This is a genomic window from Streptomyces sp. SID10853, from assembly GCF_010548145.1.
Taxonomy (GTDB): Bacteria; Actinomycetota; Actinomycetes; order Streptomycetales; family Streptomycetaceae; genus Streptomyces.
In genome coordinates, this window is sequence record NZ_JAAGLN010000052.1 from 21,479 (window position 1) to 35,831 (window position 14,353).

At 71.4% G+C, this 14,353-nt stretch carries 13 protein-coding genes and 1 pseudogene; 8 read left to right on the plus strand and 6 right to left on the minus strand.

The features are described from left to right. Positions 1-45: 45 nt before the first annotated feature. A complete protein-coding gene (locus tag G3I19_RS13280; protein ID WP_343235088.1) occupies positions 46-579 on the minus strand; it encodes an Lrp/AsnC family transcriptional regulator in 534 nt (177 codons plus the stop codon). A 173-nt stretch (positions 580-752) separates the two neighbouring features. Here G3I19_RS13280 and pdhA point away from each other — a divergent pair, with 173 nt between their 5' ends. The 3 genes from pdhA to G3I19_RS13295 are packed head-to-tail and all read left to right on the plus strand — an operon-like array spanning position 753 to position 4,410. Beyond that, positions 753-1,871 carry a pyruvate dehydrogenase (acetyl-transferring) E1 component subunit alpha gene (pdhA, locus tag G3I19_RS13285; RefSeq protein WP_164263504.1) on the plus strand — a complete coding sequence of 373 codons (1,119 nt, stop codon included), beginning with the start codon at positions 753-755 and terminating at the stop codon, positions 1,869-1,871. Next, the gene (locus G3I19_RS13290) at positions 1,868-2,872 is read left to right on the plus strand and encodes an alpha-ketoacid dehydrogenase subunit beta (protein WP_164263506.1); all 1,005 of its coding nucleotides are present in this window, start codon (positions 1,868-1,870) and stop codon (positions 2,870-2,872) included. Before pdhA ends, G3I19_RS13290 begins: the two co-directional genes overlap by 4 nt. Further along, on the plus strand, positions 2,872-4,410 hold the full coding sequence (locus G3I19_RS13295) for a dihydrolipoamide acetyltransferase family protein (protein ID WP_164263509.1): 1,539 nt from the start codon (positions 2,872-2,874) through the stop codon (positions 4,408-4,410). Before G3I19_RS13290 ends, G3I19_RS13295 begins: the two co-directional genes overlap by 1 nt. Before the next feature lie 51 nt (positions 4,411-4,461). Here the strand turns inward: G3I19_RS13295 and G3I19_RS13300 are convergent, their stop codons facing one another. The 3 genes from G3I19_RS13300 to G3I19_RS13310 all read right to left on the minus strand — a co-directional run bounded on the left by G3I19_RS13300 (position 4,462) and on the right by G3I19_RS13310 (position 6,629). Then, on the minus strand, positions 4,462-5,463 hold the full coding sequence (locus G3I19_RS13300) for an MBL fold metallo-hydrolase (protein WP_164263511.1): 1,002 nt from the start codon (positions 5,461-5,463) through the stop codon (positions 4,462-4,464). Next, positions 5,460-5,918 (minus strand): PaaI family thioesterase, encoded by a 459-nt coding sequence (locus tag G3I19_RS13305; protein ID WP_164263513.1) that lies wholly within the window; start codon positions 5,916-5,918, stop codon positions 5,460-5,462. Before G3I19_RS13305 ends, G3I19_RS13300 begins: the two co-directional genes overlap by 4 nt. 93 nt (positions 5,919-6,011) lie before the next feature. Then, a complete protein-coding gene (locus tag G3I19_RS13310) occupies positions 6,012-6,629 on the minus strand; it encodes a LysE family translocator (protein ID WP_164263515.1) in 618 nt (205 codons plus the stop codon). Positions 6,630-6,740: 111 nt separating this feature from the next. Here G3I19_RS13310 and G3I19_RS13315 point away from each other — a divergent pair, with 111 nt between their 5' ends. From G3I19_RS13315 to G3I19_RS13335, 5 genes are all read left to right on the plus strand, one after another. Further along, entirely contained in the window at positions 6,741-7,193 is a 453-nt protein-coding gene (locus tag G3I19_RS13315) for an Lrp/AsnC family transcriptional regulator (RefSeq protein ID WP_164263517.1), read from the plus strand. 185 nt (positions 7,194-7,378) lie between these two features. Continuing rightward, positions 7,379-8,362 carry an NTP transferase domain-containing protein gene (locus G3I19_RS13320; RefSeq protein WP_164263519.1) on the plus strand — a complete coding sequence of 328 codons (984 nt, stop codon included), beginning with the start codon at positions 7,379-7,381 and terminating at the stop codon, positions 8,360-8,362. Further along, positions 8,359-9,741 carry a molybdopterin molybdotransferase MoeA gene (locus G3I19_RS13325; protein ID WP_164263522.1) on the plus strand — a complete coding sequence of 461 codons (1,383 nt, stop codon included), beginning with the start codon at positions 8,359-8,361 and terminating at the stop codon, positions 9,739-9,741. Before G3I19_RS13320 ends, G3I19_RS13325 begins: the two co-directional genes overlap by 4 nt. After that, complete coding sequence (locus tag G3I19_RS13330) at positions 9,738-10,817, plus strand: potassium channel family protein (RefSeq protein WP_164263524.1); 1,080 nt, start codon at positions 9,738-9,740, stop codon at positions 10,815-10,817. The genes G3I19_RS13325 and G3I19_RS13330 overlap by 4 nt, the downstream gene beginning before the upstream one ends. Before the next feature lie 10 nt (positions 10,818-10,827). Continuing rightward, positions 10,828-11,805, plus strand: a complete 978-nt coding sequence (locus G3I19_RS13335) for an NAD(P)H-quinone oxidoreductase (protein ID WP_164263526.1) — start codon at positions 10,828-10,830, stop codon at positions 11,803-11,805. 262 nt (positions 11,806-12,067) lie between these two features. On the opposite strand, the gene G3I19_RS13340 is transcribed toward G3I19_RS13335, so the two are convergent. After that, entirely contained in the window at positions 12,068-12,634 is a 567-nt protein-coding gene (locus G3I19_RS13340) for a bacterial proteasome activator family protein (RefSeq protein WP_164263528.1), read from the minus strand. A 76-nt stretch (positions 12,635-12,710) separates the two neighbouring features. Then, positions 12,711-14,353, minus strand: a pseudogene (locus G3I19_RS13345) (ABC transporter permease); the annotation flags it as partial.

The following is a 14,353-nucleotide window of genomic DNA, read 5'->3' on the forward strand; positions in this document are numbered from 1 at the left end:
GTGTCACTCACGTCGCCTCACTCGCTCCGTCTCACCCGCGCCGTGTCACTCCTCCCGGCCTCGGTCCTCGCGGCGCCCGCCCTGGTCGGACGGCTTGGCCGGGTCCAGGTCCGTCTCCTCGAAGACCAGCAGGGTCCGGGTCGAGAGCACCTCGGGGATCGCCTGGATCTTCGTCAGGACCAGCTCACGCAGCGCTCTGTTGTCGGCGCTGTGAACGAGCAGCAGCACATCGAAATCGCCGCTGACCAGCGCGATATGAGCGGTGCCCGGCAGTTCGGTGAGCTGCTGGCGGACCGTGCGCCAGGAGTTCTGGACGATCTTGAGGGTGATGTACGCGGAGGACCCCTGGCCGGCCCGCTCGTGGTCGACCCGGGCACTGAACCCGCGGATCACACCGTCCTCGATCAGCCGGTTGATACGGGCGTACGCGTTGGCGCGCGACACATGGACGCGGTCGGACACGGACCGTATCGACGCGCGGCCGTCCTGCTGGAGGATCCGCAGGATGTCGCGGTCGATGGCGTCCAGCGGACGTGCGGGAGGGCGCCCGCCCTCGTCGGCCATTTGTTCAGCTGCCACCTGCCCCCGCCTCTCCGTCATGGACGACCTGCTTCTATCCCAGGCTGTGGAGAACCGTTTGTCCACAGGCTGAGGGGGTCAGTAGCCAAAATGCGCTTTCGACCGAACAATCGGTAGGTGAGGCGCATCACACGAAGGTGCGCCCTCCCGCTCCCCATGAGGAGGTGTCTGGCATGACGGTCCAAGAGCTGCCCGGTGCTACTGCCTACCCGGCATGGAAGCTCCGCACCGACCCCGCGCCGCTGCTCCCGGACCCGGAGCCGTACCGGGTGCTCGGTACGGAGGCCGCAGCCGGGCTCGACAGGGAGCTGCTGCTCCGGCTGTACGACGCCGTGGTGCACGGCCGCCGCTTCAATACGCAGGCGACGGCCCTCACCAAGCAGGGCAGGCTTGCCGTCTACCCGTCATCCACCGGACAGGAGGCGTCCGAGGTGGCCGCCGCGCTGGTCCTGGAGGAGCGGGACTGGCTCTTCCCCAGCTACCGCGACACCCTCGCGGCCGTGGCGCGCGGCCTCGACCCGGTCGAGGCCCTGACGCTGCTGCGGGGCGACTGGCACACGGGATACGACCCGCGCGAGTGCCGCATCGCCCCGCTCTCCACCCCGCTCGCCACCCAGCTCCCGCACGCGGTCGGCCTGGCGCACGCCGCCCGCCTGTCCGGGGACGACGTGGTCGCGCTGGCGATGGTCGGGGACGGCGGGACCAGCGAGGGCGACTTCCACGAGGCGCTGAACTTCGCGGCTGTGTGGCACGCGCCTGTCGTCTTCCTCGTACAGAACAACGGCTTCGCGATCTCCGTGCCGCTCGCCAAGCAGACCGCCGCCCCCTCGCTCGCCCACAAGGCCGTGGGGTACGGAATGCCAGGCAGGCTCGTCGACGGGAACGACGCGGCGGCGATGCACCAGGTGCTCTCCGAAGCGGTCCGGCGGGCGCGGACCGGTGGCGGCCCGACGCTGATCGAAGCGGTGACCTACCGGATGGACGCGCATACGAACGCCGACGACGCCACCCGCTACCGCGCGGATGCCGAAGTGGAGTCCTGGCGGGCGCACGACCCGGTCCGGCTCCTGGAGCGTGAGCTGACCGGGCGCGGGCTGCTCGACGAGGAGCGCAAAGGCGCTGCCGCCGAGGCCGCCGACGCGATGGCGGCGGATCTCCGCGGACGGATGAACGCGGATCCGCTGCTCGACCCCATGGACGTCTTCGCTCATGTCTATGACGCGCCGACACCACAGCTGCGCGAGCAGTCGGAGCAGCTGCGCGCCGAGCTGGAAGCGGAGGCCGGGCGGTGAGCACAGTCGCGGTGAAGCCGGCCACGATGGCGCAGGCACTGCAGAGGGCGATGCGCGACGCGATGGCCGATGACCCCACCGTGCATGTCATGGGGGAGGACGTCGGGACGCTCGGCGGAGTGTTCCGGGTCACCGACGGTCTCGCGAAGGAGTTCGGCGACGACCGCTGTACGGACACGCCGCTCGCCGAGGCCGGCATTCTCGGGGCGGCGGTCGGTATGGCGATGTACGGGCTGCGGCCGGTGGTGGAGATGCAGTTCGACGCCTTCGCCTATCCGGCGTTCGAGCAGCTCGTCAGCCATGTGTCGCGGATGCGCAACCGCACCCGGGGCGCGTTGCCGATGCCGATCGTGGTGCGGGTGCCGTACGGGGGCGGGATCGGCGGAGTCGAGCACCACAGCGACTCGTCGGAGGCGTACTACATGGCGACTCCGGGGCTCCATGTCGTCACGCCGTCCACGGTCCCCGACGCGTACGGGTTGCTCCGTGCCGCCATCGCCTCCGACGACCCGGTCATTTTCCTGGAGCCGAAGCGGCTCTACTGGTCGAAGGCCGAGTGGTCGCCGGACGCGCCTGCCACCGTGGAGCCGATAGGCCGGGCCGTGGTCCGGCGCGCGGGCACCAGCGCCACTCTCCTCACGTACGGGCCGTCGGTGCCGGTCTGCCTGGAGGCGGCTGAGGCGGCCCGTGAGGAGGGCTGGGATCTGGAGGTCGTGGATCTGCGCTCGTTGGTGCCGTTCGACGACGCCACGGTGTGCGATTCGGTGCGGCGTACGGGACGGGCGGTCGTCGTCCATGAGTCGGCCGGGTTCGGGGGGCCCGGCGGGGAGATCGCCGCACGGGTGACGGAGCGCTGCTTCCACCATCTGGAGGCACCGGTGCTGCGGGTCTCGGGGTTCGACATCCCGTATCCGCCGCCGATGCTGGAGCGGCATCATCTGCCCGGCGTGGACCGGGTGCTGGACGCGGTCGCCCGACTGCAGTGGGAGGCGGAGAGCTGATGTCGACTGCTTCTGGTGCTTCTGGTGCTTCTGGTGGTTCGGACGTGAACTGCCTTGAATTCAAGCTGCCCGACCTCGGGGAAGGGCTGACCGAGGCCGAGATCGTGCGGTGGCTGGTGGAGGTCGGCGATGTGGTCGCCATCGACCAGCCGGTCGTCGAGGTCGAGACGGCGAAGGCGCTGGTGGAGGTGCCCTGTCCGTACGGGGGCATGGTGACGGCGCGGTTCGGCGATGAGGGCGCCGAACTTCCGGTCGGTTCACCGCTGCTGACCGTGACGGTGGGGCCGGAGGTCGGTTCGGGTGCTGCCGGTTCGGCGGGTCCTGCCGGTCTTGCAGGTCCTGGGGGTCCCGCCAGGGCTTCGGCAGCTGATGACGACTCGTCAGGGAATGTCCTGGTGGGGTACGGGACGGGCGGCGCGGTGGCCGCACGGCGGCGGCGTGTGCGGGTCGCCGATGGCACCCGGCCGGCCCGGACGGAGCCTGTGGCGTCCGCCGTGCTCCGGGTGGGTCCTGTTCCGGTGATCTCTCCGCTGGTGCGGCGGCTGGCGCGTGAACACGGTGTGGACCTGCGAGGGCTGACGGGCAGTGGTCCGGACGGACTGATTCTGCGCTCCGATGTGGAGCAGGCGATACCCACCCCCACCCCTGCGGCGGGCGGGACCGACTGGACTGTTGCGGTTGCCCGGACGACTGGGACCGGAGCTGCTGGAACTGCCGGGACAGCTGTGACCGGGACTGCTGCTGGGACTGCTGTTGGGACTGGGTCTGGGTCTGGGTCTGGGCCTGGGTCTGGGACTGGGGTTGTCGCCGGGTCTGGAGCCGGGACTGGGCCTGCGGGTTCGGGGAGCCGGGTGCCGCTCCGGGGAATGCGTGGTGCCGTCGCGGACAAGCTGGCGCGCAGCCGTCGCGAGATACCGGATGCGACGTGCTGGGTCGACGCGGACGCCACCGAGCTGATGGCCGCGCGGGCAGCCATGAACGCGGCGAGCGGTGCGGGCGTTCCGAAGATCTCGGTGCTGGCGCTGCTGGCCCGTGTCTGTACGGCGGCCCTGGCGCGCTTTCCCGAGCTGAACTCGACGGTGGACACGGAGGCGAGGGAGATCGTGCGCCTGCCGTCCGTTCACCTGGGCTTCGCCGCGCAGACGGAGCGGGGGCTGGTGGTGCCGGTGGTACACGAGGCCGACGGGCGCACCACGGAGTCGCTCAACGAGGAGTTCATACGGCTGACGGAGGCGGCCAGGAACGGCGCGCTGACCCCGGGGGAGCTGACGGGCGGGACGTTCACGCTGAACAACTACGGCGTGTTCGGGGTCGACGGTTCCACGCCGATCATCAACCACCCCGAGGCCGCGATGCTGGGCGTGGGCAGGATCGTGCCCAAGCCCTGGGTGCACGAGGGGGAACTCGCGGTGCGGGAGGTGGTGCAGCTTTCCCTCACGTTCGACCACCGGGTGTGTGACGGCGGCACGGCAGGCGGCTTCCTGCGGTACGTGGCGGACTGCGTGGAGCAGCCCGCGGTGCTGCTGCGGGGGGTCTAGGGGCTGTCGACCGGGATCGTCCAAGTGCGCTCAGAACGACGGAGATCCGGGTCAGGGCGACTCGGCTGCAGGCCAGGCGCGTGGGTAGGGGACCCGCAACGACTGGGCGGTGACCGGGGTGTGTTCGGCGGCGGCGCGAATCCGGCCTTCGCGCAGGACGAGCGCGCCGTTGCCGAGCATCGAGGCGAGCAATTCGTCCGCGAGTGTCTGGGGGGTGAGGTTCAGCAGTCGTGCCGCGTCCAGTAGCCAGGACCGTTTCAGCAGATACGCCTCGATCTCCTCGGAAGGGAGCCCGTCGCGGATCATCAGCGCGAAGGCGAGGATCCGGCGGGCCCCGTACCAGACGGCCCCTTGCGGGTCGTCGGCGAGACGTTGGGCCCGGCGCAGGGCAGCAGCGAAGGCGGCCGCGGTGTCGGTGGGGATCGGGCCGTGGGAGGGGAGGACGACGCGCGGGTCGAGGGCGGCGATCCGCTGGAGGGAGGTGAGCGCGGTGGTGGCCGCGTCGGGCCCGTCGAGGGCGAGGTTGACCCAGCCGACGTCGTAGTCGGACAGTGCGTCCCCCACCACGAGCAGCCGCTCGTCCGGCTGCCACAGGGCGAGATGGCCCGGCGTGTGGCCGGGGGTGCGCACGACCTGCCAGTCGGTGTCACCGAGCCGCAGGGCCTGGCCGTCGGCGAGCGCGACATCGACGGTGTACGGGGCGACGGGCTGGTCCAGGTACTCGGCCGAGCAGCACCCCGCATCCCGGCGCCGGACGGCCTCGGCCTCCGGGGCCCCGGCCGCGATGGCGGCTCCCTGGGCCTGGAGGGCGGCGTTGCCACCGACGTGGTCGGAATGCCAGTGGGTGTTCACGACCAGGCCGATGGCGGTCCCGGCGTGGGCGCGGGCCCATGCGGCGGTGTCATCGGCGTGGGCCACGAACCCGGTGTCGACCAGCGCCGGTTGCCGCCCCTGCAGAAGCAGGGTGTTGGCGTCCGGGAACGGCCGCTGCCACCACGTCGCCCAGGGCGGCAGCAGAGGGTGCCTGCCCCCTGGGCGGGCCGGTTGGCTCACTGGCCGGGCCGGTTGACGCGGATCAGTGTCTGCTGGCCGTTGGCGACGAGCTTGCGCTCGCCGCCCTGCTGGACGCCGAACACCTCCAACTGGCAGACGGTCAGCGTGCGTCCGGGCTTCAGGACCGTACCGATGGCCTCGATGTGGTCGCCGGTGGCGGGCGCCAGGAGGTTGATCTTGTATTCGACGGTGAGGACCTCGGTGTCCTCGGGGAAGAGGGTGTATGCGGCGTAGCCGCCGGCGCTGTCCGCGATCGCGCTGGTGGCGCCTGCGTGGAAGTAGCCGTGCTGCTGGGTCACTTCGGGACGGGCCGGGAGCACGATATGCACACGGCCCGGCGCGATGCGGGCTATCCGCGCCCCGAGGTGGCTCATCAGTCCCTGGCGGTCGAAACTGGCCCGGATGCGTGCCTGCACCTTGGGGTCGGCCTGCTGCGCCTGCGTCGGGTCGTCCACGTGGTCTCCTTTGTCGGTACAGGTCGGTACAGGTCGGTACAGGTCGTCGGTACAGGTCGGTACGGGTCGAGTACGGGCGGAACGGGTGTTGCGTCAGACGGCCAGGCGTTCCACGAGGAGGAATCCGCCGACGGCGATCATCATGGCACCGGAGACGCGGGTGACGGCATGGGCCGCGGAGGGCCGGGTCCTCAGGACGGTCCGGGCCAGAACCCCGACGGTGAGGTAGACGACGGCGCACGCCGTCAGGTGGACCGCGCTGAGCAGCCCGGTCTGCGCGGCGACCGGCCAGCCCGTCGCGGGGCGGAGGAACTGCGGGAACAGCGAGAAGTACAGCAGCAGCGCCTTCGGGTTCAGGCCGCTGATTCCCGCCCCCTTGAGCAGGACCTGTGTCCGGGAAGCGCCCATGTGCTCCCCAGCGCCCGTAGCGGTGGCCGGGGCTCGCAGAACGCTCCATCCCAGCCACAGCAGATAGCCGGCTCCGGCGATGGTCAGCGCGGTGAGGACGGCCGGGGAGCGCGCGACGATCACGGCCAGCCCCGCGACGGCCAGCAGCGCGTACGCCGCGTGCCCGGCTATCAGTCCGGCGACCGCCGGGACGACCGAGCGGTCCCGCAGACCCGCCGAGATCGCGAAGGCCCAGTCCGCGCCGGGGGTGAATACCAGCAGCAGATCCACTGCCAGGAAGGCCGCCAGCGTGGTCGTGTCCATCGATCGATCCCTCTCGCGTTTCGTCGTACGCGAGGAAGGCTAGGACGAATGCGCCCAAAGGTGTTTCTGCATTTACCCCGGAAGTGCGCCCCTTGAGGGAAGATCTTCTGTATGGATGCCATGGACCGGAAGATTCTTGCCGAGCTGCAACAGGACGGCCGCCTCACCATCACCGAGCTGGCCGCCCGCGTCCGGCTGAGCGTCTCACCCTGCCATCGCCGCCTGCGCGACCTGGAGCGTGACGGCGCGATCCGCGGCTACCGCGCCGTGGTCGACCCGGCCGCTGTCGGCCTTCATTTCGAGACCCTCGTTTTCGCCACTCTGCGCTGGGAGGCCCCCGACACCGTCACCGTCTTCGAGGAGGCCGTGTCGGCCATCCCGCACGTACTCCAGGCTCAGCGGCTGTTCGGCGAACCCGACTACCTGCTGCGCGTCGCCACCACTGATCTGGCGGCCTTCCAGCGGCTCTACGACGACACGCTCGCCCGGCTGCCCGGGGTCCAGCGCCTGACCTCCACCCTCGTCATGAAACACGTCGTCGACGACCGCCCACTTCCCGCGTAGCCGCCCACTTCCCGCGTGGCCGCCCACTTCCCGCGTGGCCGCCCACTTCCCGCGTAGCCGCCCGCTCCCCGCGTGGCCGACCGGTCCGCGCCCCATGCGGACAGCGCTCCACGGAATGGCGCCGCCCGGTCCTCGTTCCGGTCGGTGCCATTCCGTGCAGCGCTGCCGCGGCTCATACTCGCGGGATGACCTTGTATGACGCCGTGGTGCTCGCCGGAGGGGCCGCCAAGCGGCTCGGTGGTGCCGACAAGCCCGGCCTGACCGTGGGCGGGCTGACGCTGCTCGACCGGGTGCTCGGGGCCTGTCGTGGGGCCGGGACCACCGTTGTCGTCGGGGGGAGGCGCGAGACCGTACGGCCCGTCGTCTGGGCCAGGGAGGAGCCGCCCGGCGGTGGTCCCCTGGCGGCGCTCGGTGCCGGGGTGCGCGGGGTGTCGGCCCGCACCGTGCTCGTACTCTCCGCCGACCTGCCCTTTCTGGGGGAGGGTACGGTGCCGGCGCTGCTCGGCGCTCTCGAATCGGGGCCCCGCCAGGGGGTGTTGCTCGCCGATACGGGTGGCCGGGACCAGCCGCTCGTCGCCGCCTACCGCACCGACGCGCTGCGCCGCGGACTCGCATCGCTCGCCGCCGAGCACGGTTCGCTCGCCGGGCTGCCTCTGCGGCTGCTCACCGCCGGGCTGGACCTCGCCCGGATCGCAGCGGACCCGCTGGCGTCGTTCGACTGCGACACCTGGCAGGACGTGGCATCGGCACGTGCCCGCATCAGGGAGCATGGGTACGTGCTTGATGAATGGATCACCGCAGTAAAGGCCGAGCTGGGCATCGAGCTGGATGTCGACACCGGCGTACTCCTCGACCTGGCCCGCGATGCCGCACACGGCGTGGCCAGGCCGGCCGCGCCGCTGACCACCTTCCTCGTCGGCTACGCCGCGGCGAAGGCGGAGAAGGACGGGCCGGAGGCCGTTGCCGCGGCCGCCCGCCAGGCCGCCGCGCTCGCCAACCGGTGGGCGGACGAGACCGCCGAGACGGCTGAAGAACCAGCCCGGGCAGCAGCCGATGAGACGCCCGGTAAGACGCCCGATGAGATGCCCGGTGAGACCCCCGCTGAGTCGCTCAGGGAGAAGACGCCTGGGGAGTCGGCCGGACAGGCCAAGGGGACCGACGCCGGATGACCGGGCAGCAGGACCGCGACCTGGACGAGGCGCTCGCGCTCGTCGGCAGGGAGCCCCCCGCCGCGCCGCGGCCATCCGTGTCGGGGAACCACCGCGCCACGCCCGCGGAGCAGTCGGCCGAAGCGGAGAGACGGCAGAAATCGCAGAGACCGGAGGAGCCGGAGAAGCCGGGGAAACAGGAGAAGCACCGGGCCGCGCCCTGGGCCGCCGCCCGCGCCCGTGCGGCGGGGGCGGGGCATGCGGTGCCCGTGTCCGGGCGGCGCGCTCCACTCGACCAGGCACTCGGCCTGATCCTCGCCGGACCGCTGACCGCGCTCACCGATCTGCCGTCCTTCGACACCTCGGCCATGGACGGCTGGGCGGTCTCCGGGCCGGGACCCTGGCGGATCAACGAGGGCGCCGGCATCCTCGCGGGTCACACCGAGCCCGAGCGGCTCGCGGACGGCGCTGCCGTACGGATCGCCACCGGCGCCCGGATCCCGCGTGACGCGACCGCCGTGGTCCGCACCGAACACTCCCGGACCGACGACCGCGCCGAGCAGCTGTACGCGCAGCGCAACGTCGTCACCGGGCAGGACATCAGGCCCCGGGGCCAGGAGTGCCGCACCGGTGACCAGCTGCTGCCGACCGGCGGGCTGGTGACCCCCGCGGTGCTCGGACTGGCGGCCGCGGCCGGTTACGACGAGTTGCCGGTCCTCCCCCGGCCCCGGGTGGAAGTCCTGGTCCTCGGCGATGAGTTGCTGGCCGGCGGGCTTCCGCACGACGGGCTGATCCGGGACGCTCTCGGGCCGATGATCGGGCCCTGGCTGCGGACGCTCGGCGCCGAAGTGCTGGCCACGCGGCATCTCGGTGACGACGCCGACGCGCTGCGCCAAGCTGTCGCGGGCTCCGGGGCCGATCTGGTCATCACCACCGGGGGCACCGCAGCCGGGCCCGTCGACCATGTCCATCCGATCCTTCACAAGCTCGGTGCCGAGCTGCTGGTCGACAGCGTCGCCGTGCGCCCCGGCCACCCCATGCTGCTCGCCAGGCTGGCCGACGGACGCCATCTCGTCGGACTCCCCGGCAACCCCCTGGCCGCCGTGTCGGGGCTGCTGACCCTCGCCGATCCACTGCTTCGGGGGCTCGCGGGCCGCGCCGTCAGGGAGGCTTATGCCATGCCCGTCAGTGAAGAGGTGCACGGCCATCCGTACGACACCCGACTCGTGCCAGTAGTGCACCGGACAGATGAGGTGGTTCCGCTGCATTTCCATGGGCCGGCGATGCTCCGCGGTATCGCTGCCGCAGACGGGCTCGCCGTCGTACCGTCCGGAGGTGCGCGGGCCGGACAGCCGCTGGAAATCCTCGATCTGCCGTGGGCTGAGGAGTGTTTCACGTGAAACTGCCCGGTCATGATGCCCTCGACCGGCAGGTGGGGGAGAAGCTGGTCACCCGCCGGGTGAAACTGCCCCGCCGGGTGGTCGAGCGGCCGCTCCGGCAAGTCGGCAGGCGGGTCCTGATCGCACTGCTGGTGCTGGTGGTGACGGCCCTCATCGTCTGGGTCGACCGCAGCGGCTACCACGACAACGCCGACAGCACGGTCGATCTGCTCGACTCGTTCTACTACGCCACGGTCACCCTCTCCACCACGGGGTACGGCGACATCGTCCCGTACAGCGACGGTGCCAGGCTCACCAACATCCTTGTTGTCACGCCGCTGCGCGTGCTCTTCCTGATCATCCTGGTCGGCACCACTCTCGAAGTGCTCACCGAGCGCACCCGGGAGGAGTGGCGGCTGAACCGCTGGAGGCTTCGCTTGCGTGACCACACCGTCGTCGTCGGATTCGGTACGAAGGGCCGCTCCGCGATGCAGACGCTGTGTGCGACCGGTCTGAAGCGGGAGCAGATCGTCGTCGTCGACCCCAACAGCAAGGTCATCGAGGCCGCCAACGCGGAAGGCTTCGCCGGTGTCATCGGGGACGCGACCCGCAGTGACGTGCTGATCCGCGCCGAACTGCAGCGCGCCAAGCAGATCGTCATCGCCACCCAGCGCGATGACACCGCCGTACTGGTCACGCTGACGGCCCGGCAGCTCAACCGGGGGGCGAAGATCGTCGCCGCGGTGCGGGAGGAGGAGAACGCTCCCCTGCTGCGCCAGTCGGGCGCCGACGCGGTGATCACCAGCGCCAGCGCGGCGGGACGGCTGCTCGGTCTCTCGGTGCTCAGCCCCAGCGCGGGAACCGTGATGGAGGATCTGATCCAGCAGGGCAGCGGGCTCGACCTGGTCGAGCGGCCGGTCATAAAGGCCGAGGTGGGGCGGAGCGTCCGGGAGGCGAACGACCTGGTCGTCACCGTGAAGCGCGGCCACCGGCTGCTCGGGTACGACGACCCCGAGGCCAGTCCGCTTCAGCTCACCGACCGGGTGATCGCGATCGCCCGGGTTTCCCCCAAGGCGGCGGGGGCCGGCGCGGAGTAGCCTCGCGATCATGCATGCGATCACGATCCCCGAATCCGGCGGTCCCGAGGCGCTTGTCTGGGCCGAAGTACCCGACCCCGTACCCGGCGAGGGCGAAGTCCTCGTCGAGGTCGTGGCGTCGGCCGTCAACCGCGCCGATGTACTGCAACGGCAGGGCTTCTACAACCCGCCTCCCGGCGCGTCGCCGTATCCCGGCCTGGAATGCTCCGGGCGGATCACGGCGCTCGGCCCCGGGGTGTCCGGCTGGGCGGTCGGCGATGAGGTGTGTGCGCTGCTGGGCGGCGGCGGGTACGCGGAGAAGGTCGCCGTACCGGTGGGGCAGCTGCTGCCGGTACCGGAGGGGATCGATCTCGTCACGGCCGCGGGTCTGCCGGAAGTCGTCTGCACCGTCTGGTCGAACGTCTTCATGGTCGCCCATCTGCGGCCCGGCGAGATGCTGTTGGTGCACGGTGGGTCCAGCGGGATCGGCACGATGGCGATCCAGCTGGGCAAGGCGGTCGGTGCGCGCGTCGCCGTGACCGCGGGAAGCCACGAGAAGCTGGCCCGCTGCGCGGAGCTGGGCGCCGACGTACTGATCAACTACCGCGAGCAGGACTTCGTCGAGGAGATCCGGAAGGCGACCGGCGGAGCCGGCGCCGATGTCATTCTCGACATCGTCGGCGCGAAATACCTGGACCGGAACGTGGCGGCGCTGGCGACCAGCGGGCGGCTTGCGGTGATCGGCATGCAGGGCGGCGCGAAGGGCGAGCTGAACCTCGCGGCTCTGCTGGGGAAGCGGGGCGCCATCACGGCCACGTCGCTGCGGGCGCGGCCGCTGGGAGAGAAGGCGGCGATCGTCGCCGCGGTCCGTGAGCATGTGTGGCCGCTGATTTCCGGCGGCCGGGTGCGGCCTGTGGTGGACCAGGAACTCCCGATGGCTCTCGCCGCCGAAGGGCACCGGGTACTGGATTCCGGGGTGCACGTGGGGAAGGTCCTCCTGCGCGCGTAGCGCTTCCCGGAATGGTGGGCCCCAGAATTCCAGGGCCCCGGAATTCCCGCCCCCAGAATTCCCGGCCCCAGAATGCCGAGGTCCCTCGGAGCTGCGGGCCCCCAGAACTGCGGGCCCCCGGCGTGCTCAGCCCCTCACGTACAGCACTCGTGCACGTCGCCCCGATCACCACTGAGGCCCGGCCTCCCGCTGGCAGCGGGAGGCCGGGCCTCAGTGGTCGGTGAGAGTCGGTGGAAGCCGGTGGAAGCGGCGCGGGCCGGACTCAGAGATACGGGCCGGAGCGGATCGCGCCGTGGCCGCCGTCCCCGCTCCCGTCCTCTTCCTCCTGGCCGCCCGCGCCCGGCGGCAGCGCCCGGCGCATCTGCTCCAGCTGGGCCCGCGCCGCCATCTGCTGCGCGAACAGCGCCGTCTGGATGCCGTGGAAAAGGCCCTCCAGCCAGCCCACCAGCTGTGCCTGCGCGATGCGTAGTTCCGCCTCCGACGGGATGGCCTCATTGGTGAAGGGCAGCGAAAGGCGTTCCAGCTCCTCCACCAGCTCGGGGGCCAGGCCGTCCTCCAGCTCCTTCACGGACGAGGCGTGGATGTCCTTGAGACGGACCCGGCTCGCCTCGTCGAGAGGGGCCGCCCTGACCTCCTCCAGAAGCTGCTTGATCATGCTGCCGATGCGCATGACCTTGGCGGGCTGTTCCACCATTTCCGTCACTGGGACCTCGCGCGACTCGTCGTCACCGCCGGCCCCGCCGCCGAGCGCCATCCCGTCCTGTCCCACGATGAGGACCTTGGGGTGCTCCTCCGGCTGTTCCGACCGTTCACTCCTCGGCATCTCCATGCCGCCATTGTCTCGCACACGTACTCCACGACGGGTTGTACCCCCGACACGGGCTGATCCACCGCGCGCGCCGCCGTCAGCCGGCCCGCCGGGTCAGCACCAGCCGGGAGCGGGTGAAGCCCGCGGCCAGCAGACCGGCCAGGACCGGTACGGCCACGGCGAGGATGCCGATGGTCTCCCACGGCAGCACGATCGGGGTGTACGCGGAGTCCATCGGGTGTTTCTGCATCTGGTCCAGGGCCCGCTTCAGGTCCGTGAGCCGCACCGCGACAGCGGGCACCACACCCGCCGCGGTACCGAGCAGCACCCCCGTCCCCGCGACCACCGCGCACTGGAACCCGCTGAGCGTGCGCCGTACGCCGGGCGGGGCGCCGATCGCGCTCAGGGTCGTCAGGTCGGCCTCCGCGTCGGCCTTCGCCAGACCGGTGGCGATGGCGGCCGCGCCCAGCGTCACCACGCCCGAGAACAGCGCGAGGATCAGCAGGGTGGTGTCGCTGTCGTCCGGCTTCTGGTTCTGCGAGAGATAGGCGCCGTTGCCCGCCTGCGACATCCCGTCGTTGAAGCGCTGCGTCTCCGCGTCGGTCGGCGGATGTGCGACCCGGTAGACGTCGGCGACCGGGCCCGTGTGCAGCCCGAGGCGGTCGGCGGTCGCCTGCGGCATGATCATGCGGATCCCCGGGGTGGCCGCGTAGCGGTCGGCCGCCCGGTAGACCGCGAGGTGGCTGACGGTCGTCCTGGCCTTGCCCGGGTGCCGTTTGCGGTTCGCCTTGTCCGCGGCGACGTACCGGTGGACGGCCGTGAGGGTGACCTTGCCGTCCGGGCCGGCGTACGCGTTGTTGAGGAGTACGGGGGTGCCCGCGGCCAGCGCTCTGGCGGCTGCCGGATCCTTCAGCCCGGCATAGACGCGCAGTGCCGCGCTGTCCCCGACGACGATCTCCGCCACATTGCCGAAGGTGTCGTCGGCGTACTCCGCGTCCTTGCACTTCGGTGAGTTCACCAGTCGCTTGTGCTCGGCCGCGGAGAGCCCGGCCGCCAGATCCTTGCCGCCGGCCTCCTGCAGCGGGCAGCTGTTGGCCTTCGGCTTGGACATGGTGAGTGAGCCGCAGGTGTCCGGGTCCGCGTCGCTGAACCTGTCGCAGTCGCTGCCCGCCCACACCCGGCTGATGGTGGCGGGGGAGCCCTGCACCGGCAGGTCGTGCCGGGCGAGTCCGCGGGCCAGCTCCAGCGACTTCGCCGGGTCGGCTTCCTCCGTATAGGTGTCGGCCTTGATCAGGACAACGCCCGGAGGCAGCGAGAGATGGGTGTTGTACGCCTCCTCCGCCTGGGTGCTCGCGGTGTACGTGGCGATGGCGACCGTGCCCGCGACCGCTGCCATCACCGCGGCGACGGCCGGCGCCGTGCGGCCCCGGTTGCGGGCCGCGTCGCGCAGGGCGAGCCGGGGGGACAGCGGGAAGAAGCGTCCCAGCCGTCCGAGCGACCCCACGATCACCGGGATGCAGGCGAGCACGCCCAGCTCGGCTACCACCGAGCCGACGGCGACCAGCACCGCCCGGCCCTTGAGCCCGCCCACGGCGGCGACGGCGCCCCCGAGCACGATGGCGATGACCCCGAGCACCGTCATCACCCGTGAGGAGTGGCGCACCCCGCGTCGGCCCGTGAGCGATTCGACGACCGGCTGACGGCCCGCGACGACGGCCGGTGCCAGCGCCGCGAGTACCC